At 61.8% G+C, this 22,367-nt stretch carries 22 protein-coding genes; 1 reads left to right on the top strand and 21 read right to left on the bottom strand.

All coding sequences use genetic code 11. From position 1 onward, the window contains the following. Nucleotides 1–5: 5 nt before the first annotated feature. The 4 genes from EOC94_RS12965 to EOC94_RS12950 are packed head-to-tail and all read right to left on the bottom strand — an operon-like array spanning nt 6 to nt 8,299. A complete protein-coding gene (locus tag EOC94_RS12965) occupies nt 6–3,395 on the bottom strand; it encodes a phage tail protein (protein ID WP_127290893.1) in 3,390 nt (1,129 codons plus the stop codon). Beyond that, on the bottom strand, nt 3,395–4,228 hold the full coding sequence (locus EOC94_RS12960; protein WP_127290891.1) for a DUF2163 domain-containing protein: 834 nt from the start codon (nt 4,226–4,228) through the stop codon (nt 3,395–3,397). Before EOC94_RS12960 ends, EOC94_RS12965 begins: the two co-directional genes overlap by 1 nt. Next, nucleotides 4,225–4,836 carry a DUF2460 domain-containing protein gene (locus EOC94_RS12955; RefSeq protein WP_127290889.1) on the bottom strand — a complete coding sequence of 204 codons (612 nt, stop codon included), beginning with the start codon at nt 4,834–4,836 and terminating at the stop codon, nt 4,225–4,227. The genes EOC94_RS12960 and EOC94_RS12955 overlap by 4 nt, the downstream gene beginning before the upstream one ends. Further along, nucleotides 4,826–8,299, bottom strand: a complete 3,474-nt coding sequence (locus tag EOC94_RS12950) for a hypothetical protein (protein WP_127290887.1) — start codon at nt 8,297–8,299, stop codon at nt 4,826–4,828. Before EOC94_RS12950 ends, EOC94_RS12955 begins: the two co-directional genes overlap by 11 nt. Nucleotides 8,300–8,357: 58 nt before the next feature. Between EOC94_RS12950 and EOC94_RS12945 the strand changes: the two genes are divergently transcribed. Continuing rightward, nucleotides 8,358–8,762 (top strand): TM2 domain-containing protein, encoded by a 405-nt coding sequence (locus tag EOC94_RS12945; RefSeq protein WP_127290885.1) that lies wholly within the window; start codon nt 8,358–8,360, stop codon nt 8,760–8,762. Nucleotides 8,763–8,775: 13 nt separating this feature from the next. Here EOC94_RS12945 and EOC94_RS12940 read toward each other — a convergent pair whose 3' ends face one another. The 17 genes from EOC94_RS12940 to EOC94_RS12860 form a co-directional block, all read right to left on the bottom strand. Further along, nucleotides 8,776–8,976 carry a hypothetical protein gene (locus tag EOC94_RS12940; RefSeq protein WP_245465555.1) on the bottom strand — a complete coding sequence of 67 codons (201 nt, stop codon included), beginning with the start codon at nt 8,974–8,976 and terminating at the stop codon, nt 8,776–8,778. 146 nt (nt 8,977–9,122) lie between these two features. After that, nucleotides 9,123–9,563, bottom strand: a complete 441-nt coding sequence (locus EOC94_RS12935) for a branched-chain amino acid ABC transporter (protein ID WP_127290881.1) — start codon at nt 9,561–9,563, stop codon at nt 9,123–9,125. A gap of 83 nt (nt 9,564–9,646) precedes the next feature. After that, complete coding sequence (locus tag EOC94_RS12930) at nt 9,647–9,847, bottom strand: hypothetical protein (protein WP_127290879.1); 201 nt, start codon at nt 9,845–9,847, stop codon at nt 9,647–9,649. A gap of 32 nt (nt 9,848–9,879) precedes the next feature. Then, a complete protein-coding gene (locus tag EOC94_RS12925; protein ID WP_127290877.1) occupies nt 9,880–11,112 on the bottom strand; it encodes a phage tail tube protein in 1,233 nt (410 codons plus the stop codon). Between the two features lie 30 nt (nt 11,113–11,142). After that, nucleotides 11,143–11,595, bottom strand: a complete 453-nt coding sequence (locus EOC94_RS12920) for a phage tail terminator-like protein (protein WP_127290875.1) — start codon at nt 11,593–11,595, stop codon at nt 11,143–11,145. A 1-nt stretch (nt 11,596) separates the two neighbouring features. Continuing rightward, a complete protein-coding gene (locus EOC94_RS12915) occupies nt 11,597–12,262 on the bottom strand; it encodes a hypothetical protein (protein ID WP_127290873.1) in 666 nt (221 codons plus the stop codon). Next, on the bottom strand, nt 12,262–12,600 hold the full coding sequence (locus EOC94_RS12910; RefSeq protein WP_127290871.1) for a hypothetical protein: 339 nt from the start codon (nt 12,598–12,600) through the stop codon (nt 12,262–12,264). The genes EOC94_RS12915 and EOC94_RS12910 overlap by 1 nt, the downstream gene beginning before the upstream one ends. After that, on the bottom strand, nt 12,600–13,250 hold the full coding sequence (locus EOC94_RS12905; protein ID WP_127290869.1) for a hypothetical protein: 651 nt from the start codon (nt 13,248–13,250) through the stop codon (nt 12,600–12,602). Before EOC94_RS12905 ends, EOC94_RS12910 begins: the two co-directional genes overlap by 1 nt. A 3-nt stretch (nt 13,251–13,253) precedes the next feature. Next, nucleotides 13,254–13,715 (bottom strand): hypothetical protein, encoded by a 462-nt coding sequence (locus tag EOC94_RS12900; RefSeq protein ID WP_127290867.1) that lies wholly within the window; start codon nt 13,713–13,715, stop codon nt 13,254–13,256. A 48-nt stretch (nt 13,716–13,763) separates the two neighbouring features. Continuing rightward, complete coding sequence (locus EOC94_RS12895; RefSeq protein ID WP_127290865.1) at nt 13,764–15,155, bottom strand: class I SAM-dependent methyltransferase; 1,392 nt, start codon at nt 15,153–15,155, stop codon at nt 13,764–13,766. Between the two features lie 44 nt (nt 15,156–15,199). Continuing rightward, a complete protein-coding gene (locus EOC94_RS12890; RefSeq protein WP_127290863.1) occupies nt 15,200–15,379 on the bottom strand; it encodes a hypothetical protein in 180 nt (59 codons plus the stop codon). A 30-nt stretch (nt 15,380–15,409) separates the two neighbouring features. Next, a complete protein-coding gene (locus tag EOC94_RS12885) occupies nt 15,410–17,530 on the bottom strand; it encodes a hypothetical protein (RefSeq protein WP_127290861.1) in 2,121 nt (706 codons plus the stop codon). A gap of 14 nt (nt 17,531–17,544) precedes the next feature. Next, entirely contained in the window at nt 17,545–17,805 is a 261-nt protein-coding gene (locus tag EOC94_RS12880) for a hypothetical protein (protein ID WP_127290859.1), read from the bottom strand. 72 nt (nt 17,806–17,877) lie between these two features. Further along, nucleotides 17,878–18,303, bottom strand: a complete 426-nt coding sequence (locus EOC94_RS12875; protein WP_127290857.1) for a hypothetical protein — start codon at nt 18,301–18,303, stop codon at nt 17,878–17,880. A 97-nt stretch (nt 18,304–18,400) separates the two neighbouring features. After that, nucleotides 18,401–19,837, bottom strand: coding sequence for a phage major capsid protein (locus tag EOC94_RS12870; protein ID WP_245465554.1), 1,437 nt, complete (start codon nt 19,835–19,837; stop codon nt 18,401–18,403). Nucleotides 19,838–19,864: 27 nt separating this feature from the next. Continuing rightward, nucleotides 19,865–20,596 carry an HK97 family phage prohead protease gene (locus EOC94_RS12865; RefSeq protein ID WP_127290855.1) on the bottom strand — a complete coding sequence of 244 codons (732 nt, stop codon included), beginning with the start codon at nt 20,594–20,596 and terminating at the stop codon, nt 19,865–19,867. A 6-nt stretch (nt 20,597–20,602) separates the two neighbouring features. Next, a complete protein-coding gene (locus EOC94_RS12860; RefSeq protein WP_127290853.1) occupies nt 20,603–22,360 on the bottom strand; it encodes a phage portal protein in 1,758 nt (585 codons plus the stop codon). Nucleotides 22,361–22,367: the final 7 nt, after the last annotated feature.

Here is a 22,367-nt window from a genome sequence, read left to right as displayed (position 1 = left end):
AATCCTCAGAGCGGGATGGTGGCGTCGGCGGCGTAACCGCGGCCTACGGTGGCCGACATCTGGTAGACCTTGATATCGGCCTCGGCCGGCGGGGTCCCGAAGTCGGTGACCTTGTCGGCGGCGAGGTAGGTGACCGGCAGCGATGTCGCCGTGATGGTGCGGACCACATCGACACCATCATAGACATCGACCTCGAAGGACTGCGTGGCCTCACCATTGTCGGGCGACACCGCGAACATCTCCCAGGGCCGTAGCCGGCTGCGGCGATCGAAGCTGATCAGGGTGTCACCACCATCCAGCGCGCCGGCGACGTTGACGGCGGCATAGGGTGTTTCCGCGGTACCGGTGACGACATGCGGCAGCACGGCACCGCTGAACTGGTCGGCCCCGGCGCCGATCGCCCGGTAATACAGCGTGGCGTCGAGATCGCTGAGCGGATGGCTGAGCTTGGTCAGCCATGCCGACGAGATCATCACAAAGGAATCGCCGACGGCATGACTGCCGCAATGCACCTCGGATCCTCGGCGGCCGCGCACGGTGAAGCCGGAGAGCGTGAAGGTGCCGTCGCCGTTATCGACTGCCGTCCTGTAGCCGACCCACTCCCAGCGGCCATCCTTGCCGATGAAGGCATTGTTGGCGCCAAGAAGGACTTGCGATGCGGAGGCGTCAACGAACAGCGTGGCATCACCGCTGGTGATCCGAACCGTGACGGTGGAAACATCATCGGTGACGAAGAATTCGCCAGGCGCCGCAAGCACCGTGGTGCAGATGCCGATGACGCCGTCGTGGGGCGCCTGGGTGGCCTGTGCGCCAAGATCTGAGGTGACGTTGCCGCGATACAGGATGCCGCCGGCCCAGTTCGCCTGGCCGCGTGATGCCACAACACCATATTGCACCAGCCCGGCGCCGGCGACATCGTCAGAATACTGGAACAGCGGGACGTCGAGATGGATGTATTGCGTCGCGAAGGTGACCGCCAGGACGGCGCCATATCCGGTGTTCGTCACCGCGGTTATCGTGGTCGAGACCGCGGTCTGGAAGTCGATCGCCTCGATGTCGGCGACCATGTTGCGGTTGAGCGAGACGCTGTCGATCTGTACCGTGTAGGTGATCGCTCCGCTCGGCACCGAAACGACGTCGCCAGGCAGAAAGGCGGGCTTGCCGGTCAGCGAGAACGAATGGGCGCGACGTCTCGCCTGCAGCTCGAAGAACTTTTCGGTGACGAAGGTCTGCGCATCCTGATCCGACAGCACCAGCGGCGTCGAATATTGTTCCACCCGGATCGAGTTGGTGATCGCCGGCATGGTGAAGGATGCCGGCCGCGAGGTGTAGCCTTGTTCCCTGGAGATATATTCGAGCTCGACGCGGGACACAGTGCGGATCGTCGCCTCATCCTTACTGTTGACCGCGGCATCTTCGCCGAAGACGAGGTCGGCGGTGGTCAGCGCGGCATCGAGCGCGAAGGAGGCGTCGCGGCCCGGCTTCTTGAAATAGAAGCCGTTGCCGGTGTCGGCGAAGGAAAACCCGTAGATGTCGGCGACGGACTGAATAACGGTCCTGATGTTGGTGTTGCTGTAAATGCCGAGCCCATAGCCAGACAGGCCGGAAAGCCCTTCGAAGGTGAGTTCCGATGGACCGTAGCCGACGAGGAAAGAGGCTTTGGTCAGAATGGTTTCAAGCGGAACGGACTGCGGTGTCGCCAGCGCCGATTTGTGGATCGTCCATGACCACGGGGTGCCATCAGGAGCCAGCCATGAATTGCGGCTCTGGTCGTAGATACCGAGTTCGGGAGAGGTGTACGGATATTCGGCGTATTTGATCAGAGCGAAGCTCGACAGGTTGAGAAGATAGACGTCCTTGTCGGTGCGCTCGATCAGGAACACGCTCCCGAATGACGGGAAGAGGCGGTTTGACGTATAATACCCGTAATCCGAATTGAGGTCGAAATCGCGTGCCGTGCTAATCGTCCTGATCAGCACCCCTGTCGCCGGATCGACGATATAGATCGAATGCACGCCGGAATTGACGGCAGGGATCACCAGATAGCCGGTCATCGGGTCGTAGGCGACGCCGCGAGCAAGCCCGGCCGGGACGGTGTAGATGTCGGTGACTGAAACAAGGCCGTCCTGCCAGACGATCTCGCTGATCGTGGCGTTGGAAAATTCGCTGCTGGTGTAGTCCCATTTGACGATGAAGAACGATGCCGATCCCGGGCCTACCCTGCCGCGACAGGCATAGCTCCATCCGTCATAGGTCACCGAAAGATCGATGATCTCGACCGTTCCGTTGACGGTATTGCAGACCGCGATCGCGGCGTTCGCATCATCGGTCGATGATGTATGGACGGTCAGATATTGGCCGAGAACAAGATAGACACCCGGCGCGCTCGTGCTGATGGCATGGAACCACGCGATTGCCTCCCAATCCTTGCTGCCGCTCGGCGCCGTGATCACCACGGCCTCGCCGTTGGCGGCGTTGATCAGGCCAACTTCGTAAGAGGCGCTGACCTGATAGGACGAAGCAAGCAGAAAGCCGGTTCCAGGCAGCACGACGAAGGATCCGGGTGAGGTTAGCGCAGATGTCGGCCATGGCACTTGGTAAAGTTCCGCCCGGCTGTCGACACTGAGCACATGCAGCGTGTCACCGCCGTCCGACACATACTGGTAGATCAACCCATCCGCGACGTCATAGGCGGCTTCGGTTTCGAACCAGTTCAGATCGGCGTATGCGCCTTCGATAGCTTCGGTAACGGCGTCATCGACATCGGCGGCGTTGGAGATGACACATTTGACCGATGGCGCGCTGTCGGTGGCGTAGCCGTCGAGATAGATCATTGCGAAGTTCTGCCAGGCACCGGCGTTGGCGCCGATGACGCCCGAGGTTATCGGGTCGACTTCGGTGTGGTTGCCGCCATAGAAGCGGAAGCTGACCGAGGCACCGACGCCGTTTTCGGCGTCATAGACAACGACGTCGTCGACCTCGACGCGGACCAGTTCGTAGCCGTCGCCGAACGGATCATAGGCCAGGAGATAGCCGAGCGCGGCGACTTGCTCCGCCGCGCCGGCAACCGGAACCAGAACAATCCCGTTCGACGAGAAGTAGTCACCCTTCAGCCACTTCGAGCCCGGCGGATAGTCGCCGAGCGATTCATAGTTCTTGATCTGCACCTGGTTGTAGCTGGTAGGCCCCGGGACGGTGAGCGCACCGCCGATGACCGGGATGCCATCAACCTTGCCGGTGCCGATGATGACCGGGATCGAGCGGCCGAGCACCTTTGAAACCGTGAAACGGTCTGCCGATACCTCCTCCGGCTGCTTGGTGGCGTCCTGTTTCACCGGACCGAAGCTGAAGCTCGGCGCGCCTGGCCGCGCGCCCGGTGACGCAAACCACACCATCAGGTCGATCCAAGCAATTCGCCCGGCGTGTAGTCGAAGCCGGGATAGCGATTCTTGTTGTCGTAGCTGACGCAGCCGGCGCGAGACAGCGGGCAGCCGGCGTGGATGGTCAAGGTGTCACCGACTTCGATGTCGAACGGGAACCCGGTCACCATCTGCACGACACCGGTGCCGGAGACCCAGAGCATGACCCAATCCTTGGCGCCTTCATTGGCGCCGGATGTGAAGGTGACGCCGCCATGGGTGAAGTCGAGCGCGTCCGGGTTGGTCACCGTGATGGTGAATTTGGCGTTGCTGGTCACCGTAGCAACGATCGCCGCCAGCGTGTAGGGACCAAGATCGACGCCGCATTGGTCGCCGCCGAATTTATAGCTGCACTTCGGCTGCACTGTCGGCAGGATGATGTCGGCGAGAGCATCGGCTTTGGTGACGATCTCGATGGAACCCGCCAGACGGTCGCTGAACTCGGTGAGACCGATGAAGCCGGACACCAGGATCTCGCGATCCGACGGGTTGGTGAAATCGGCGATCCATACCGTCACGACGGCGCCGCGCCAGGCGCCGCGCTTGACGTGATCGGTGGTGATCGGCCCCTCGGCATCGAATGGCAGCGAGATATCGAGGCCGGCAGGCCGGCCGCCATTCGAGACCGTGAACTTGGTGACGTCAAAACCGGGCGAGTGTTCGAATGTGTCGATGCCGACGGTGAGGTCGGCGTCATGGTCGGTCAACCTGACCACCGGCGTGATCAGATTGTCGAGCTCGATCATGAAACAACGTGTCACCTCCTCGCCGGCCAGCATGGCGACGAGCGTTGCCGACCAGTCCCTCACGGGATCACCTCGACGGCCTGGACGTCGTCGACATCGAGAACATCCGGCAGAGACTGCGGGATCGACGCCATGAAGGCGTCGCCATCGAAGCGGACGGGGACATAGAATTCGCAGCTGATCGAGATAATCGCGTCGAGCGCCGGGATGTTGCCGCCGGTGAATGTGATCAGCCCGGTAGCGCTGACCGTGTAATGCGTCGTCAGCGTCTGGGTGACGCCGTCGACCTTGACGACTAGCGTGCCGGACTTGATGTGGCGGATGATCCGGACGTACGGATTGGATCCGGCCGTGTAGGTTTTTGCGGCTTGGTAGGCGGCGGTGACACCATCGCCAATGCCAATGGCGCCGTCGACGATCTCGAAGTCGGTCCAGTCCTTCAGCAGCCAGGCCTTGAAATCGCCGCGACGATCGAACCAGAAAGCGCGCAGCGTTTCCACGATGGCGGAATCAGCGTTGCGCTGCGACCACGCATAGGTGTGCCTGGCGATCGACTGGTTCTGCAGGCGGCGTTCCTGATTGTTGACCGCGGTGACCTTGTCGGTCGAAAAGTGCGGCCCACCCTTGAATCCGACCGAAACATATTCCGACAGGATGACATTATCGACCACGGATCGACCTCAAAGCGTCTTGAATACCCAGTGCAGTGGCGCGGCGGATCTCGGCCAGGCTTTCCCTCGAAGGAGGCGCCGATCCTTCCCATCGGTTGACTTGGCTGAACTGGATCGGACGATCGCCGCCACTGGAGTTCGACGAGCCGGAACGCCGATCTTCGAACTGATCGGGCCTCGCCACGATGACACGCTCATTCGGGTTCTTGAAGAATTCGACCTTCTGAGTGTCGCCAGGCGCGATCATGCCGCCGCTATCGAAGCCGACGTTCTGGCCACGAAACACGCTCCGCATGGCGTAGTTTTGGTTGATCGCCGAGCTTCTCTCGTAGGACGTCGCCCCGGCGCTGCCGAGCGGCGATTGGCCCCCATAGACAATGTTGCGAGCGATCGTTTCGGGAGAGGCATTTAGACCTTGGAGACCATAGCCTGTGATGCCACTGCCGACGATACCAGCCGCATGAAAGTTGGCTTTGACGCTGGCGAGGACTCTTCGGTATCGCGCGGAGAGCGCGTCGTCCTCACTGACGCTGCTGCTGGACGATGAGCCGTCGTAGGACGAGCCACTGGAACTGCCGTAGCCGCTGGATGCCAGCTTATCGATGCCTTCGAACGTTTTGCGGGTGTTCGCCTCGATGTTCATGAGGACCGTCCATAGGCGGTCCTGTTCACGCGTCGCATCGCGACCGGTGAAGGCAGATTGCGGATCGGCCAGACCTCCCTGCAGCGCATCCACCTGGTTCGGCGTGAAGATGCCGACGGTCTCCTCCGGTGACTTGAAGAACGAGACCCGCTGGGTGTCGCCAGGATGGATCATGCCGCCGGTGGCAAAACGGGTGACGTTGACTGTGGTGGAGCCGGGATTGCCCGACCCGCCCATGCTCCCGTAGCCGCCCGTGCGCGGGACGCTATTCGACGTGATCGATGGGCCGGACTGCTCGCCGGCGACACCACCGTAACGGGTGACACCAACTGTGCTGGTGCCTCCGCTCTGGTTTGGCACATCATAGAGCGACTGCGTGCCCGACCCGACCTGCTTGGTGACGACGGTGATGGTGACCGTCTTGTTCGGGATGTTCTTGATGCTGGCCGACAGGTTATCGACACCGGATCTAAGGTCGCGAACCTTGAGCTCGCCGTTGATGATCTTGTTGATGAAGGCGTCGATGGCACGCGGATCGCCGCCAAGCTGCTTCATGCTTTCCCGGATGAGATCGAGGCTCTCATGCAGCGAACCGATCGAGACATTGCCGGTGTCGAGAGCCGAAAACAACCTGTCGATCGACGTCACGGTGCGATCGATGGCATCTGAGGCGGCATCGGCGTCACCAGAGAACGCGTCGCCGAATACGTCGGTCACGGAGGCTTGGGAGGCGACATCGAGCGTCTTCTGGATATCCTCGGCCTGGTTCTTCATCGTCTGCAGCTGCTGCGACGACTGTTCCAACCCGATGAGCTGCGCCCGTTTCGCATCCTCGAATGCGCGGGTGACGTTGATAACCTCCTGGCCGACGCCGCCGATCTGAACCGATACCCCGCTTGCTGCCTTGCCGACGCCGCCTATGGCGGAACCGAGGCCGTTGGCGCCGCCGATCGACTTGTCGAAGCTGACGTTGCCGAGGGCCTCGAGGCCTTCCAAAGCATGGTTGGTCTGAATCTTCTCGACGACGTCGTCGGCGAAGTCGCGGAGAGGTGTCGACGACATGATCTCTTCGATCGCCGCATTGCGGTCGGCGACAGCCTTTTTCAGGTTCTCCAGGTACTGGTTGTCGAGCGGTGCCACGGTCTGGTCGGACGCATTGAGCAGCGGGACGTCGCTGCCGGAGATCCGGTTCAACGCAGTGATGATGCTGTCGACCGCATCGGAAGACTTCTTGACGAGGTAGTTGAGCGCCGTAATGGCGGTGTTCGCGGCGCCGACGAATGCAGCACCAAGCACATCGGGGAACGTGTTCCACAGCACCGTGATGTCGTGGAAGGCGGCGCGGAACGCATTGATGACCAGTTCGGCGATGTCGACCGCCGCGGAGCCAAGCTTCTCGAAGACGTAGCCGAAGGTGGAGCCTACGGCATCAATGGCCGGCCCGAATTGACCGCGGATGTAAGAGCCAAGCGTCTGGAAGATTGCCAGCCCCGTTTCACCGAAGCCTACGGTGCGGTTTTCGGCCTCGCTTGCCGCATCGCGAATGGCTTCGAAGCCCAGGGCGCCGACGGCTATCCCGGCACCGAACCTGGCAACCCTCGACAGCATGCCGCCGAGCATACCGCCGATTTCGCCGATCGCAGCCGCGAAGCCGCCGCGGCCCATGAATATCTGACCGATCTGGGCGACCTGGAACCCCATGTTCTGCAGGAAGTAGAGCGGCGACTGGAACGCCAGCGGAATCGACTGCGCGATGTCGATCATCTGGAACTGCAGGTTGCGCATTTCGAAGGAGGCAAGCTTGCTGCCGCGACCGATCGCTGCCGAAGCGATATCGAATCGCGTCTTCACCAGAGTTTGAGCAGCCGCCAATTCCTCGGCCGAAATCGCGCCCCTCTGCGCCATGACGGCATATTCCGCCAGTTCAGCGTTGGCCCGCTCCTGAGCGGCGGCGAGCGGGTTAAGTTCGGCGCGCAGTGCGGCAACCTTTGATGCCATCAGGTCGGCCTCACGGCCTGCCTCCTCGAATATCGAGGCCGAGGCGCGTGCCGAACTGCCGCCGGCGCCGATGCCGAAGGATGTGTTGAGGTCGCTCTGGAATGCAGCCCCGATCTGAGCCGCCTTCAGCCGCGCGACGTCCTCGACCCGGTCCAGTTCGGCGGCAAAGACCGATGCGGCATCGCGCGCCGATTTCGTCGTACCGGCGACAAGGCTGCGGTCGAGGTCGATCCCGAAGGTCTGGCCGGCTTGTTGCGCCTTTTGGGCTGCGATCTCGTCGAAGCGGTCGAGCTCGGCCGCGAAGACGGATGCCGACGCCCGCGCCGATCCGGCGCCGATATTGCCGATGCCGAGCGTCCGGTTGATGCTCGCCTGCGCCTGCTCTGCGGCAAGAGCCTCGCGGCCCGCGGCCGCCAGCTCTCGATAGCTTTGCGCCTGTGCCTCGGCGGCGGCGGCGGCGGCATCGGTTTTCAGCCTGACCTGGTCGAGGACGCGGGTACGCTCTGCTTCCGATACACCGAGCTTCCTGCTCGCCGCATCCGCCGTCAGCAGTGCCTTCTCCATCATCTGAGTGGTGCGAAACGCCGGATCGGCCGACGCCTTCAGGCGGTCCCAAGCGCGCGCCGTTGCGGTGATCGAACCGGTCGAGCCGACCATGACTGCGGTCTGCTTTTCGATCGCGGCCGTTGCCGCCTGCTCACGATCGAGAACGCGATCGACCGCCGCCTGTGCCGCGCCCATGGCGCGGACATAGGCAGCCGAACCCGCCTCGGCGCCTCGGGCGTCGATGACAAGTTCGGTGACAACGCGTTCGTCGGCCATCGTTGCTCCGGTTACAATGTTGGATTACCGTCCTCCCTTTCGAGGGGAGGGACGAGTTATGGGATTATCGACACAGCAACAAATTCTGATCGAGCAACGGGTGGCGAATGAAGCCAAGTCGATCGGGGTCGCTTACGTGCTTTGGTTTTTTCTGGGCTTGCTAGGTGCCCACCGGTTCTATTTGGGCAGAAAAGGCAGCGGAGCCGCCATGCTGGCGCTGGCGGTCATTGGTATCTTGTCCGCGCCGGTCGGCGGCACCGTTCTATTGGCTGGAGTCGCAATTTGGGCGCTTGTCGATGCCTTCCTGATCCCCGGCCTGGTCCAGGCCCACAAGAACGACATCCGCAGAAACCTCGGTATAGAGGCCATGATCTCGGATGCCGCAGAATTCCCCGTCGATACCAGCAAGTGGGCCCAAGCTGACAAGCAACGCTTCATTTCACAGCGGATCAGCGGTCGGTAACCACTGCTGGCATTTAAGTCTGCCGGCTCTTGCCGTCCTCGGCCAGGTAGAGACGGTCGAGCTTCTCGACGATCTCGACTTCCCAAGGCGCCAGCCGCAGGCCTGTGGCGCGCTGGAAGGCATCCAGATCGGCCCACGACCAGGTTCTTGCCGCGCCGCGCCTATTGGAAAGCCGCAGGAACGCCTGCCAGAGATATTCCAGCGCCGCTGGCAATGGCGGGCAGGCAAGCTCGGCTTCCAGTGCGGCCCGGCGTTCCTCGGAAAGACGGGGGCGGTCAAGGAGCCCGGACAGTGTCTGCCGGTAGGAGGTGCCCTTTTCATCAAGGACAGAGAGCGCAAATTCGCGCTCCGCGAACGCGATCAGGTCGTCGCGGAGCGCGGCGTAAAAGAGGTGTCGGCGGCAAGGAATTCCAGCGCCTGCACGTAGATCGCTGATTTGCGAGGATCGGCGAGCAGCTTGCGCGCCGCATCTTCGGAATAGGTCAGCATCTCGCCATCAATCTTGACCGGCGTCCAACCCAGGAGTCGGCCGACGATCCAGTTGACGTTCTTTTCACGGACCTCATTCGGCGTCGGCTCTTCGGCGATCCACTTCTTGCCGTTGACGACTGCCTGCTCCTTGCGTGCTTCCTCATGAAGACGCTGACGCGCGATACGATTGGATTGTTCCACCGTCTTCTCGTGACCAGGCCCGGCGAACGTCCATACCCAGGTCGTCACCTTGCCGTTGATCACAACGTCCATGGGGGCTTCGTCGAGGGCATCGAGCGAGCCGATCTCTGTCACTTCATCGGTTTTCATTGGTCTGTCCTTTGTCGGAAGGTGGGAACGGGCGGCACCGACATGCCGCCCGCCACTGCGCGCAATGCTTGTCCTGATGTCGGTCAGGATTTCTTGACGGCCGGCTCTTTGGCGGTTTTGGCATCCGCCGGCTTCGTGTTCTTGGCGGTGGAGCTCACCACGATGGCATCGAGGTCGGCGGCGAGCCGCGGCATGATGACACGATAGCCGGCAGCCTCGGCCGCCGTGATCGCTTTCTTGAGTGCGGACGCGGCGTCACGCACCGATTTTTCAAGCGGGTCCATGCAAAGTTTCCTTTCGTCAGGGCGGTGGCAGATTAAGTAGCGTTCGAGATCTGCAGCTTGACCTGGCTGGCATCGTGGCCGGCGCCGGTCGCATCGACGCCGACGAGGGCCGGTGGCACTGAGATCGACTGCGTGCGGGGACCGCCCGCCTTGGCCAGAGCCGACTTGTCGACGGAACCGAGCGTGAAGTTGCCGACGAACAGCGAGAAAAAGTCCTTCGGTGCGCTCTCGTTCTCCTCGGCCAGCACATGCAGGGAAAGCGGCGTCTCGTCGATGAAATCAGCCACAGACAACAGATCCTTGCGCAGGATCGACAGGTTCATGGTCACCATTTCGGAGCCGTTGAACACGTCCGGCGCGTAGGGGCTGGAGCTGATAACGTCCGGCGCCGACGGCTGGATGTCGACCGTGATGTCGAACGACGTGAGATCGAGCAGGTCGGTAGTGCCGAGCCGCAGCTTGGCCTCTACCACAGCCAAGGGGACACCCGTCGATGTCACCGGCGACGTGAACATCGGCGAACTGCCGGATGCCAATGCCTCGAACTGCCCGGTGCCGACCCATGACGTATCGAGCGTCAGCAAGCCATTGGGCGCCATGGTGATCTTGTAGGAACCCCACACGCAATCGGTGAACAGCTCGGATTGATCGAGATCGTATTCGTATTCCTCGACCGTGAAATAGCGCTTCACCAGGTTGCCGGAGCCGGGATTGACCAGAACGCGGCCGGTGCGGGTGATCTCGCAAGTGGTGTCCGCTACGGCGTTGACGACCAGGGTTTCCGCCACGGTGATGGTGGTCGCGGTCAGGCCGGTGATACGCAGGTTGACGTTGTTGTTTGTGGTCGACGTCGCCTGGTTGCTGATGCGGATGACGTCGCCGACGCGAAGGCCCAGCGCGATCGGCGAGCCGGAGGTCAGCACAATCGTATTGGCGCCGGTCGTGATCGACGTGAAATCGGCCTGAGTGAGCTGGAGATTTGCCGCCGACCAGGTGCCACGCATCACCGCCTGCAGGATGTCGTCGAAACCACCAAGCGAAAGCTCGCTGGTGTAGGCACCATTGGTTTTCTGCAAGCCATGCCGACCCCGCGTCGACAAGCCGTCGCGCCGCACCTCCTGGCTCTCGATCGCCGCCTTCGACATGCGACCACCCTGGCCGCCGGTCTGGCGAAGCACGATTGCATCCGAGCCGCTGGCTTGAGAGCCCTTCGCGGACTGGATTTTCCGCGCGGTATAGCCGTTCCACTGTTCCTGATACGCCATGATCTAGGTCTCCTTGAGTGTGCGGATCGATCAGCCGCGGTGCCAGTATGTGAAATCGACTGTCATGGTGACGCGGAACGTCGTCCCGTCGTCATCGCCTGTGCCGCCGTCGTCGATTCCGGGGGCAAGCGTTCGGATGTATGAGCCGAGCCCGTCGTCGTAGAATTTTGCGGCTCGAAAGAGCTCGCCGATCGCAAGGGCGTACTGATCGGCAAGGGCATCGCCGGAGCCGACCGGCGCGAAGACGTGCACCATGATGGTCCCGTCGTAACGCCAGCCCCGATTGCCTTCGGTACCGAAGGTCCAGATCTGGCTGCCGGTGCTGTGTATTTCCAGATTGACCCATGGCAAGAGGACTTTGTTGGCGTCGACTGGCGGCCATGGTTCCGCGGGCTGTTCGTTTTGGTAGGTCTTCCTGGTTGTCGTCCAGCCAGCTTCGAGCCGCGCTTTGATCGCAGCCTTCGCCCCCGCGTAATCGGCCATTTCAGCGCTCGGATATCTCGAGGACGGGGAAGCGAAGGTCGCGCTGGTTGTGGGCCTGCTTGCCGACGGCAACGTATTGGCCCTTGCGATTGCGCTTCTTCAGGTTCGGCGGCAATGAGGCGCCGTTGACCTGGTGGCCGGAGACGATGCCGCGGAAAGTGAAGCGGATCGAAGCCATGTTGCCGAACCGGGCAAGCACGATGCGCCTGGCCTGCTGATAGACGCCGTCGGAGCCCGGAACCCGCATCTTCATTTTGCCGACCTCGATCTTGCGGCTGTAGGGCACGTAGTTTGTTATCGCGATGTCGTCGCCGGGCCTGTAGTTGGCGAGGTTGGAGACCTCCTGCCCGTTGACGAAGAGGGTATGCGCGTTGCGGTATTCGCCGGACAACACCGGCGAGAGGTCGAACAGGGTCTGCATCGCGAACCTGACGACTTCATCAAGACGCGAATAGGTGTAGACGATGACGCCGTTCGGCTTGACCGCCTCTTCCTGGGCATCCTTTCGGCCGTCGACGATGCGGGTGAACGATCCCGGCCGGGGATCGGTACTCATGACCTTGGCATGCTCGCGCTTCGCCACCTCGACGACGAGCTTTTGTGTCGCCGCAAGCGTCTTCTGCGCCGCGATGGTGAAGACGTTCGCGCCGGATTGGATGCGAGCCATCAGCCCCGAACCTGCAATTCGATGCGGACGAGGGTGCCCGCAACCCTGATCGGAGTTGGCGCAATGATCCGGCGCGGGATGTCGTCGACGATGACATAGCCATTAGCCGGCGGTACGCCGAACGAGGTCAAGCCCGTGGGCGAGATAACGACCTTGCTGTCGCCCTGCTGGATGATCCCAACCAATTCCGCTGGCTTGTAGAACCGAACCCTAGCCTTGACCGTGACCTCGCCCGTCGCGGTGTTCGATTTTCGCAGTTTCACGTCCTGGCCGCGGCGCGAGAGGGCGTCGTCAAGCCTGGCGATGGTGCCGGCCGGCGTGTCGGAGAGGTCGACCATCAGCCGATCGGATAGTTTCGGAAGCGGGCCAGCTGGCCGGCGACGATATCGGGAACCGCCCCTTCATTCGACTGGCCGGGAACGGAACCGACCCACCAGGTCCTCTCGATCCGCTCGACATCAGGCTCATCGATGATAAGGCTCTTCAATGCGGGATCTCGGCCGCTTTCCGACCACGCCAGCCGCATGAAATCCATTGCGGCCATCTTGAGATCGCCCGGCACAGTGACGAAGCCGGCCTTGTAGACGACCACGACCTTTGCCGCGCACCAGCGCCGAGGACAGTCGCCGGAAAGCCTGGTCACCAGACCGGATTCGGGATCGACCGTGAAACCGACATCACTGTTTAGCGTGGCACCGTCCTCGATCAGGCTGGTGATCTCGACGTTGTGTCGCCGCGCCAGCACGATGACGTTGGCGTCAACTCTGCGACAGGTCTCTGTCAGCGTTTCCTGCAACAGCGTCGGCTCGGCGCCAGCGCCGATGGCGATCCTGCATTCCGCCACGATGGCAGCGCCGAGACGCAGATCGAGCGCCGCAAGCTTGGTGTCCTGACTTGAATCGGTCACGCCGATTGCCTCACGGCGTTCGGCTTGGGTCAGCAGCGAGCGGTCACTCGCCGGCGTAGTGACCACCAGGACGGAATGCATGGATCAGCCCTGCGCCGCCATGCGGGCGTCGGCGATCTTGCCAACAACGACTTCCTTGCTGTCGCCATCGACGACGGCGATCTTCTCGGCGTCGACGACTTTGGCGAGGTCTTCGTCGGATAGGCCGGCCAAGTCCGCCAGGATGGCATCGCGCTTCTTAGCGGCTGCCTTTGCGGCTTTCTCGTCCGCCTTGGCAGCCTTCACAGCATCCGCGATTTCCTCAGGCGTGCTCCGCGAGGCGTAGCCTTCCGGAGGATAGTTCGATGCCGGATAGCCGGCGGCCACGTACTCGGCGATGGTGGGACCATCATCGCGCAGGGCGACTTTCATCGTTTTGCCGCCGCGCTCCGCGACATAACCCGCGGCCTCAAGATCCCCGAACAGCTCGGCGGGGATCTCGTCGTCGGTTCCCTTGATGATCTCGCGGCCGTACAGATTGCCGATTTCGGCGACGCGGACCGACATGAGGACCGACACTGCTTTCATTCCTGACATGGGATTGTCCTTTCAGGGTTAGCCCTTCACGAGGGGATTGGGATGCTTGGCGTGATCGTAGCGCGCCTCAATGGCGTCGGCGGTCGGCAGCCTGTCGTGCGGCACCATCGTAACGACGTGCCGTTCGCCGGTGTCTTCGAAGGAAAGATCGACCAGATCGTAGCCGTAGAGGCGATCTGTTATCGGTGCGTTGGCATCCATCAGCGAAGTCTGCGCTGGGAACCCGATCTCGATTCCGCGCTCCGCTGCGATGCCGAGATGGAACTCGACGCAGGCGCGACCTTTTTCGGCCTGGTGGCTGTTCGCATAGGTGAAGTCGGCGCCCCAGATGCTGATCTTCTTGACTCCGATATGGACGGCATAGGCGATCGCGTAAGCCGCCGTCGAATTGAAATAGGCCCAGCCGCACGAGTTGATCACTTCCTCGAGCGGGAACGCGACCAGGCCGGGATAGCCGGAGTGCACCTGGCTGGTGTAGATCGGGCCGGGGTGCTTGCGCATCCATTCCAGCATGCGCGCGATGTTGCTGTCCGGCCGAGCTGCTGCCCGGGCCTCTTGGACGCGGACATCATCCATATGGAAGACCCGGTCGCACTGGATGACGCCGGCGACAGCATTGATCCCCCACACCTCGTCGGAGAGCGCATGCCGGCCGCCGAGCCGCTTCACCATGTCGACATAGGCCTCCAGCGACGGGCCAAGGCCCAGAATAACGACGTGCTCTGGTGCCGGCAGCGCTGGCGCCGGCGCGGCGGCAACCGCGACTGACTTCGGCGCCAAACTCTTCCGCTTCCCTTTGCCGGCGCGAGAAGCGGTCACGACAATCGTGCGGCCCTCAACATCGGGCTCGACTTCCGATTCCGGTCCGACCTGGCCGAACCAGCCGGTGACACGCCAGCCCGCGCTTTCGAGCAGCTCGGCGAACTCCGCCCGGGTATAGTGGCGGTGATGGTGCAGGATCCGACCGCGGTGCGGGAATACGGTCTCGTTTGGCACGCTGGCGACCAGCCGCGGCGCCACCGCATGAAGCGCCTTGAGCATCGGCAGAGGGTCCGCCAGGTGCTCGATCGTCTCGAAACAGACGGCAGCATCGAACGAATTCGCTACGAAACCCTCCGCCTCCATCACGTCGCCGGCGCGCAGCGCGACCTTATCGCGGTGAAAGTGCGCTCGGCCATAGTCGATCGCGGCTTCGCTGCGGTCGATGCCGACGACGGTATGGCCGGCATCGGCGAGGATAGCCGAGCCGTAGCCGACGCCGCAGGCGAGATCGACGAGGCGCGATGGCTTACGGAACTGTTTTGCCGCAAATTCATAGCGCGCAGTATGATCGCGACGGATTCCGTCGATTGTCGGCGAGACCTGACGTTCGCCGTTGGCGAGTTCGCCCTGGGCGGCATGCATGTTCATATCCGAAGCACTCCCGAGAACGTTCCGTTTAGCTGCAAGGGAGACTAGATCGGCTCGTCAGGAACGAATTGGAGGCCGATACCCAAGAAGGTGCCATCGCGCCAGTTGGTCGCGTCCTCACCCGTTACAAGTCCGGCCGTGACTGCGGCTCCTGCCGTGCCGTTTTCAACGGTGGCAGTGGATGATGCCAACACAGCGCTGGCGGTAATCGTAATGTCGGCCATGTGGCCTCCTGTTTTGTGTTGGTGTGTGTACTACCAGCCAGCCGCAGTTATCGCGTCTGCGATGATCTGCGAAAGATGCGCCTGTCCGCTGGCGTTTGGATGCAGGCCGTCAGAGGTCTGCGAGGTCGGCCACAAGCCCGCCGCCACGGCCGCTAGGTCTGGCGCATCGCCAAGGCTATATGACTGCATGATCGCGAGTGTCGGTACGAAATGGCCTGGATAGGTCGTGTTGATCCAGTCATGGATAGACTCGATCACGAGGCGCTCTGGCATTCCTGTCTCTTGTGTGCCTGGGCCGTAACCGCCTTCGATAAACAGCCAGCGATCATGCGTCAGGTGCGCAATTTCCGCTTGGATTGCCGCCTGCGCCGTCGCCAGATCGTCCGACAACCCGCCGTCCATGATGACAAGGATGTGATCGTAATACCACGGTGTTGCGTCGAACCTGATCTTTTGCGCGGCCAAGCTAGAGCCGCCGACACCGTCCTTGCTGACGGAGCGGACCTTGTCGTCCAAGGCGCTGGCGACATAAAGCTGAAGCCCCGTGCCGTTAAGGAAGCTATCACCAAGCAAATGGATGCTCTGCGCCTTTTCCACGGAGCCGACAGGCGTGTTGAGCGCTGCAAGCTCGTCATCGGTCGAAGTGGCAGGGAAATAGAATGCTTCCTTGACGTGACCCTCCAGATGAAGGGAACTATTGCCCCGGTTTCCGATGCCAAGCTTTTCTAGTGCGGCACCAATGAAGGTGCCGGACACATCGGGATTCCCCGTTGATGGAACGCCATCCTGGTATGTCCGGAAATCATTCGGTGCAGCAGAACCAGAAATACGGGTAAAAAGCCCAGCGGTGTAGCCATTGAGAACCAGTTGCGCCTGAAGGGTGCCGTCGAAGACGTTAAATGTCGTGCTGCTGGCTTCGGAAACAATGTAGAAGGCGTTGCTGAATGTCGATGCCGAAACATCCATGCCTCTCGATGAAGCCAAGCCCTGCCTTGAGACCTCGAACTGCCCGCCTATCGTCCCTTCGGTTTGGCTGACAGGGAAAACCCCTTGCGCAACCATATTATCGCCAAGACGGGTAGCGGTTACTGCGAACGTCTCAATTGGTGAGGACGTGAATGAAATCCCGGTGATATGCTGAAAAAGCTCGACATCAACGGCGTCGCCATTGGTCCCAAGGCGCAGGCCGAGGATCGGGTTAGCCAAGGTCGCAGCCGCGATCGACACCATGGTCCAATCGCTTGTCACAGTGACCGCCGCCCAGGTCGCGCCGTTGTCTTGCGTCATCTCCACCGTGCCGCCGCCGGTGCGGCGCTTGATCCAGCAATAGGTAAGCCTCAGCGCCGAAGCGCTCGTGATGGTCTGAAGAACTGTTCCTGCACCCGCTGTCGCGGTTAGGGTTGTCGCGCTGTTGGCAACACCAGTAATACCGGTTGCCGTCTTCGCCGCTGTGACGTTCGTCTTGACCCACGCGGCGTTGGCGAGATCGGAACCCCACAAGGCTAGATTTATGCGCTGCTGCTCGGACAGAACACCAAGCAGATTACCGAACTCGTCCCACTCGAATGGCAGGTCATACCGTTTCGCGGCAGTTGTGGCCACATAGCCGGCTTCGACCGGAGTCCTAACGACTTGAACCGTTGTCGGGCCGCCTGCCACGGTGCATGTCAGAGTGACTGACGATGCGGTAAACGACACCGGAGAGCCAGCCGACGCAACGCCAGTGCCCGACCCCGTCAGGGTGACCGTACCTGAACCAGTGACAAGCACCTGATAGGTTGCATTGACCACTATGGAGCCAATACTTTGCGTGACCGGAGCGCCGGAATTCAGAAACAAATTGTGCTTCTGATAACGATAGAGGCCGTTCGATCCGCGAAGCAGCTTCACAGTCGGGGTCGCATAAGTCACCAAGCCAAACGGATGGCTGTTGTATTCGTTGGCCGGCGTAGCCGTGTCTTTGACCTGTGCCGATCCGTAATAGCCTGTGGCGGCATAGAACGTATCATCAACGAAGCTCAGGACAATGCCGTCTGCCCGCGATCCGAACCGCGAAGCGGCCTGAGACCGCGTAGTGACACCCCCACCACCACTCAACGGACCCATCAGCGGCGCAAACAGCCCGCGCATTAACGGTTGAAACAAACCCATAACCGTTACCCCGATTAAGCCGAGAACACCCCGCAAGAGGCTCCAGCGACGCGCGTGAACCGATAGGTGCCGGCGGCGGTGATCGAGGTTGCAGGCGCGTAGGCGGTGAGCTGGCCGACAAGATTGTAAGCCGCAGCATCATCCTTGAGATAGATCTGCACCTGGGCGCCAGCAGCGGCACCCTTGAGACCAACGGTGACCGGCGTGCCGGCCGCGACGACCAGATCGGCTGAGTTTGCAGCGGTTACCCCTGCAGCGATAAGTTCGGTTGCCATCACTGTCTCCGCGCGCGGGTTGATCGAGAATCGGAGGCGCGCCGGGTGAGACCGGCGCGCTATTTCACTGGGTTAGGATGCCGGCTTGCTGGCGGCCTGCTGGATTGCGTTGGCGGAAATCAGGGTGCCGGCGGTGACGGTCGACCTGATGTTGATCTGGGCGTATCGCTTGCCGCCCTTGTAGGCGATTTTCTTAGCGACGAGCTTATTGGCGTTGGAGGTACGCGGCGTGCCCGCAGCGATGCCCGCAGCCGACTCGGTGCCGATAAGATCAGCATCGGCTACGGAGGTGAGAGTGCCGGTGACGTCACCTTCCTTCACCGTGACGCTCAGCGTCGCGTTGGTGGCGGTGATTGAACCATAACCGATGTCGAACAACACCGGGCCGATATAGCCTTTCCGGTCGATGATCTTTCCGGTCTGGCCGGTGCCGGTGGTGCCGACCGCAACCGGCGCGATGGCGCGGATCACGTTGAGACCGCTGTAGAGGTCGTCCATTGGAATTTCTCCTGAATGGAGTTTCGGGGATTGTGAGGGTATTGAGGCCCGCCATTGCGGCGAGCCCCGTCGGTCCCGAGAGGGGACCGTCAGACCGTCAGGCCGAGCACTTCAGCTTGCGGATCGCCTCGGCGAGCACCACCTTGCCGCCGGTGCGGCGACGGAAGATGAAGCGGATGTTGCCGCTGGTCGCCTGGGTATAGGGATCGCGAAGCATCTCCATCGCGATACGATCGACGATCGTGTAGGCCCTGCGATAATCGCCATACGCGATCGGATAGAGGCCGGCGCCTTCCGACGGCATGTCGGGGAACTCCGCATAGGGATCGCCGTCGATCGAGTTCGGCTTGCCCTGCGCGATGCCCGGCATCCAGATGTAGTTTTTCTGGCCATCCTTCAGCTTGCGGACCGAACCGATCGTGGTGCGGTTCATGATCCAGGTCGCGTTCGCCGCATATGCCGTCTTGATGGCATGCTTCAGCGTCAGCAGACCGTTGGCCTGGCCGTCGGCGTCAGCGATTGTCGCCGCGCTACCGGAGACTGTTTCCGCCACCGACCCATTGGTCAGAATGCCTTCGTATTCGCCGATGCCGGTACCGGAGACGAACTCGGCGCCTTCCTTGACGGAGAACTGTTCCGCCGATTCCTCGCGGATCTCGGCTTCCATGTCGAAGGCCGAATCCTCCAGCATCTGGTTGGAGATGTCGATCAAGGCGTACATCTCCGGAGCGGTGAGCTCCTCGAGGCCGTAGGTGAGGCCGGTCGTTTCAGTTTTCGTCCCGGTTTCGTGAACGCGGCGAGCCGCAAACTGACCGGTGCGCTTCGGGATCTGGATCGCCTTGTTCGCGGTGTTGCGGACGCGAACGAGACCACGGGCCGGGCTCGACAGCGTCACCGCTTTGATGATCTCGCGGACGTATTCGGTTGGCGCGAGATAGCCGGCCGCGGTGTCGGTGCCGACGTTGAGGGCCTTGGCTTCCGCGGTGACATCCGCGAGCACCTTCTGTTCGTCCGTCGAAAGATTGACGACGCCGACGGCATGGGCGCGAACGACAGCCTTGCACCAGCTGTTGAACATGACCTTGGCTTCGTCGCCGTCCTTGCGGTTCCGATCGTTGGCCGGCAGGCGTGCTAGCGCGACTTCGATGCGCTCCGAGGCCTCCTTGGCGGCCTTGGCCTGCTGTTCGGCCATGGTCAGCTTCTGGTTGATGCCCTCGTACTGCTGAAGCGTCGCCTCGATCTTGGTGAGCTTCTCCGTCGTGATGACGTCGGCGGCGCCTTTCTTCTCGATCTCCTTGAGGCGGTTGTCGTTAGTGGTCTTGAACTCCTCGAAGGCGGTCATGACGGGGCTGATCGCCTTCTTCAGCTCCTCGGGGTCGATCGCGGCGGCCGCGGCCGAGGCGATGATCATTCCGGAGCCAGTGTGCCCGGACTGAGCGAAAGCGAAAACGGCCGCGATGGCGTCAGGCGCAACGGCGGTGGTGATGGCAAGCGCGACCGCGCACGCCACCATGAGCATGGTGGAGAGTTTCATTTGGGTATCCTCGGTTGAATGAAGGGGCTACTTGCCCCGGATGCGGTTTGCGGCATCGGCAATGATGGCCGCGACGACGCTTTCCCTGTCCTCATCCCGAGGGTCCAGTTGAGCCTTGAAGCCGCCGGCGGCGATCGCCTTGGCGGCAGCATGCGAGTAACCGCCTACATCCCGTAGGAAGTCCTCGAATTCACGAATGGTCTTGATCTCGTCGGCGAAGTCCTCGCCATCTTCAGCGCGGCTCTTCATCCGGTAGACTTGCGAAAGAGCGTTCGACGGATCGTCGACCAGGGAGACTTCTTTGAGATTGAGCGCCTTTAAGAAGCGCTTGGGCTCGCCGGCTTTCCCCGATCCGCTACGAGCGCCGTAGGCTGGCACACTGAACCCGATCGACAACCCCTTCAGACCGCCTTCTTTCAGTTGTGCATAGTTCCACTTTCCTTGGTCGGTATCGAGCCCGATGAGACGGCCTTTGACATGCAGACCAGCGGCATCCTCGGACATCGCGTCCCACACGCCGACCGGCTCGTGTCTATTGCCTGGGAAGATCTTGCCGCCATGCATTTTGTACATGGGCGGCAGCCCCCGACCCTCCCGTTGGCGATCGAGCAGAGACTTAGCGAAGGCACCGGGCTCGATGATATCACCATGGCTGTCAATGTTGCCGAATACGGCGCCGTAGCCTTCGAATGAGCCAGGTGAGGCATCGCTGTCCGCGAACTTCGCCTCGAACGCCGCGCCGATGCAGCCGATTTCCATGTCAGATCACTCCGTCGCTGGGCCGCTGTCGGCGCGGTGCTCATCAATTTCCGAGAAGATCTCGGGACCGAACTTCAGTTCGCCGCGGTATGGTTCCACCTTGGCGAGGTCGACGCCGGCGGCGTCCATGGTGATGGTGACGTGCGGCTGGTATTCCGGCCAATCCCATGATGCGCCGGCTTCCCGGATCGCCATGTGGCGCCAGGACAGGTCGGTCGACGCAAAAAGCAAGGCAACCGCGCCGTCCTTCCCCATTGGCTCCACAACACGAGGGCCTCCTGGCGCAATTGTCAGCGTGCCTTTGCTGTTCTGGATCCAGTTCTCTCCGAGAGCGATCCAGTCCAGCCGAGAACGGCTGTAGGCGATCGTCACATGCAGCTCATCCGCCGGCAGAGTGTTCTTGAAGCCTTGGCCGCGCGCCCATTTCAAGAAGACATCGCTGTTGATGAGATGCCGGCAGACGTAGAGGGTCCGAGGCGCCGACTTGGTTTCCGTTGGCCCGGGCTTCCCCTGCTCCTGGCTAGTTGGCGCCATGGTGGCCGGCTGCCAGACCTCATCCATCTTCGGATCTTCGTCCGGGTTCCAGCCGTCGTCCTCGCGGACCTCGTTCGGCTTCAGCCAACCAGGCGACGAATTCGTGCCCAGACCGGCCTTGTAGTATTCCGTCCGATCCTTCAGCGAGCCCCGCAGCAGCTCGGAGGTATCGATTCGGCAATAGTAGCCCTCAGCCCGCTCGTCCTTGGTCAGGATCTGGGTTTCCACTCCGGACCGGACAGCTTTGATCCAGGGCTGCAGCGAGTAACGGACGTGCGCCTCGAGGAAGGCGTCTGCACTGGCGAAGGTCGGCGACTGATCACCGGCATGCCCCAGCATGATCGGGAAGATACCTAACAGACGAGCGATTTCTTCGATCTGGTGCTTTCTGGTGTTGAGGTGCTCGCCGTCGACGCCACTCAGCGCGATCTGTTTCCATTTCAAGCCGCCGGCCGTGACCGGCGTCATGCCGGCTTGCGCCGCCCCACCGAAGCTTTCCTGCCACTGCGTGCGCAGAAGATCGATCTGGGCTTTGTTCAGCTTCTGCTCGCTCTCGAGGACGCCACTCGGACGCGCCCCATTGGCGTGCAACTTGGCTTGCGTCTCCTCGATTGAACGCGACAGACCGATCGCTTCACGGCCGACAACCGCTGGGTCCAGTCCCTTGTATGGCGACCAGGAAGGGCCACGAAGATGCAGCACCTGGTCGGAACCCACAGTCGCGAAGCCACCGCCCTCGAAGGTGAGGTCGTAGGTGACATAGTTGAACTGGTTCGGCAGGTTGATAGACACGCATTCCGGCCGAACCGGGATCAGCTCCTTCAGCTGGCCGTTGAGTTCTACCTTGTAGGAGACGCCGTTGCCGGCGCCGGCGGCGTGCATCAGCGTGGTGCGCCAGAACTGGAAGGAATCCTGCAGGTTGTTGGCGCGGTGAAGTAGGACGTCATAGGCCGGATGGTCGATCGCCGGTTCGGTGCCCTTTGCGCTCCGCTTGTGGAGCTCGACGGGCAGCTGCGCGATGCCTTCCGCAATGACCAGGATGCCCCGATGGAACGAAGTCGTCTGCAGCGCAGATGAGGTCGACACCTGGGCGCCCGACTTCGTCGGCAGTCCCCAGCCACCGTTGATCGCCGACCACATCTCAGGCGAGAAATCGACCGCCTTCGCCTCGTCGTCGTTGGCCGCCGCCATTGGCTCAGAACGGCGCGGGATCAGTGGGACCGACCTCATTTATTCG

It is taken from the genome of Mesorhizobium sp. M6A.T.Ce.TU.016.01.1.1, from assembly GCF_003997065.1.
Classification (GTDB): domain Bacteria; phylum Pseudomonadota; class Alphaproteobacteria; order Rhizobiales; family Rhizobiaceae; genus Mesorhizobium; species Mesorhizobium mediterraneum.
Note: the sequence above shows the minus strand (reverse complement) of the source record. Positions and strands in the feature narration are given on the sequence as shown.

What these genes read in the sequence shown, in the direction of transcription:
- EOC94_RS12945 (WP_127290885.1), top strand. Translation starts at nt 8,358, where the DNA reads ATGGGATTATCGACACAGCAACAAATTCTGATCGAGCAACGGGTGGCG.
- EOC94_RS12875 (WP_127290857.1), bottom strand. Translation starts at nt 18,303, where the DNA reads ATGGACGACCTCTACAGCGGTCTCAACGTGATCCGCGCCATCGCGCCG.
- EOC94_RS12920 (WP_127290875.1), bottom strand. Translation starts at nt 11,595, where the DNA reads ATGGCCGATTACGCGGGGGCGAAGGCTGCGATCAAAGCGCGGCTCGAA.
- EOC94_RS12880 (WP_127290859.1), bottom strand. Translation starts at nt 17,805, where the DNA reads ATGGCAACCGAACTTATCGCTGCAGGGGTAACCGCTGCAAACTCAGCC.
- EOC94_RS12930 (WP_127290879.1), bottom strand. Translation starts at nt 9,847, where the DNA reads ATGGACCCGCTTGAAAAATCGGTGCGTGACGCCGCGTCCGCACTCAAG.
- EOC94_RS12890 (WP_127290863.1), bottom strand. Translation starts at nt 15,379, where the DNA reads ATGGCCGACATTACGATTACCGCCAGCGCTGTGTTGGCATCATCCACT.
- EOC94_RS12885 (WP_127290861.1), bottom strand. Translation starts at nt 17,530, where the DNA reads ATGGGTTTGTTTCAACCGTTAATGCGCGGGCTGTTTGCGCCGCTGATG.
- EOC94_RS12950 (WP_127290887.1), bottom strand. Translation starts at nt 8,299, where the DNA reads ATGGCCGACGAACGCGTTGTCACCGAACTTGTCATCGACGCCCGAGGC.
- EOC94_RS12895 (WP_127290865.1), bottom strand. Translation starts at nt 15,155, where the DNA reads ATGAACATGCATGCCGCCCAGGGCGAACTCGCCAACGGCGAACGTCAG.
- EOC94_RS12965 (WP_127290893.1), bottom strand. Translation starts at nt 3,395, where the DNA reads ATGGTGTGGTTTGCGTCACCGGGCGCGCGGCCAGGCGCGCCGAGCTTC.
- EOC94_RS12900 (WP_127290867.1), bottom strand. Translation starts at nt 13,715, where the DNA reads ATGTCGGTCCGCGTCGCCGAAATCGGCAATCTGTACGGCCGCGAGATC.
- EOC94_RS12910 (WP_127290871.1), bottom strand. Translation starts at nt 12,600, where the DNA reads ATGGTCGACCTCTCCGACACGCCGGCCGGCACCATCGCCAGGCTTGAC.
- EOC94_RS12865 (WP_127290855.1), bottom strand. Translation starts at nt 20,596, where the DNA reads ATGGAAATCGGCTGCATCGGCGCGGCGTTCGAGGCGAAGTTCGCGGAC.
- EOC94_RS12935 (WP_127290881.1), bottom strand. Translation starts at nt 9,563, where the DNA reads ATGAAAACCGATGAAGTGACAGAGATCGGCTCGCTCGATGCCCTCGAC.
- EOC94_RS12915 (WP_127290873.1), bottom strand. Translation starts at nt 12,262, where the DNA reads ATGGCTCGCATCCAATCCGGCGCGAACGTCTTCACCATCGCGGCGCAG.
- EOC94_RS12870 (WP_245465554.1), bottom strand. Translation starts at nt 19,837, where the DNA reads ATGAAACTCTCCACCATGCTCATGGTGGCGTGCGCGGTCGCGCTTGCC.
- EOC94_RS12860 (WP_127290853.1), bottom strand. Translation starts at nt 22,360, where the DNA reads ATGAGGTCGGTCCCACTGATCCCGCGCCGTTCTGAGCCAATGGCGGCG.
- EOC94_RS12905 (WP_127290869.1), bottom strand. Translation starts at nt 13,250, where the DNA reads ATGCATTCCGTCCTGGTGGTCACTACGCCGGCGAGTGACCGCTCGCTG.
- EOC94_RS12925 (WP_127290877.1), bottom strand. Translation starts at nt 11,112, where the DNA reads ATGGCGTATCAGGAACAGTGGAACGGCTATACCGCGCGGAAAATCCAG.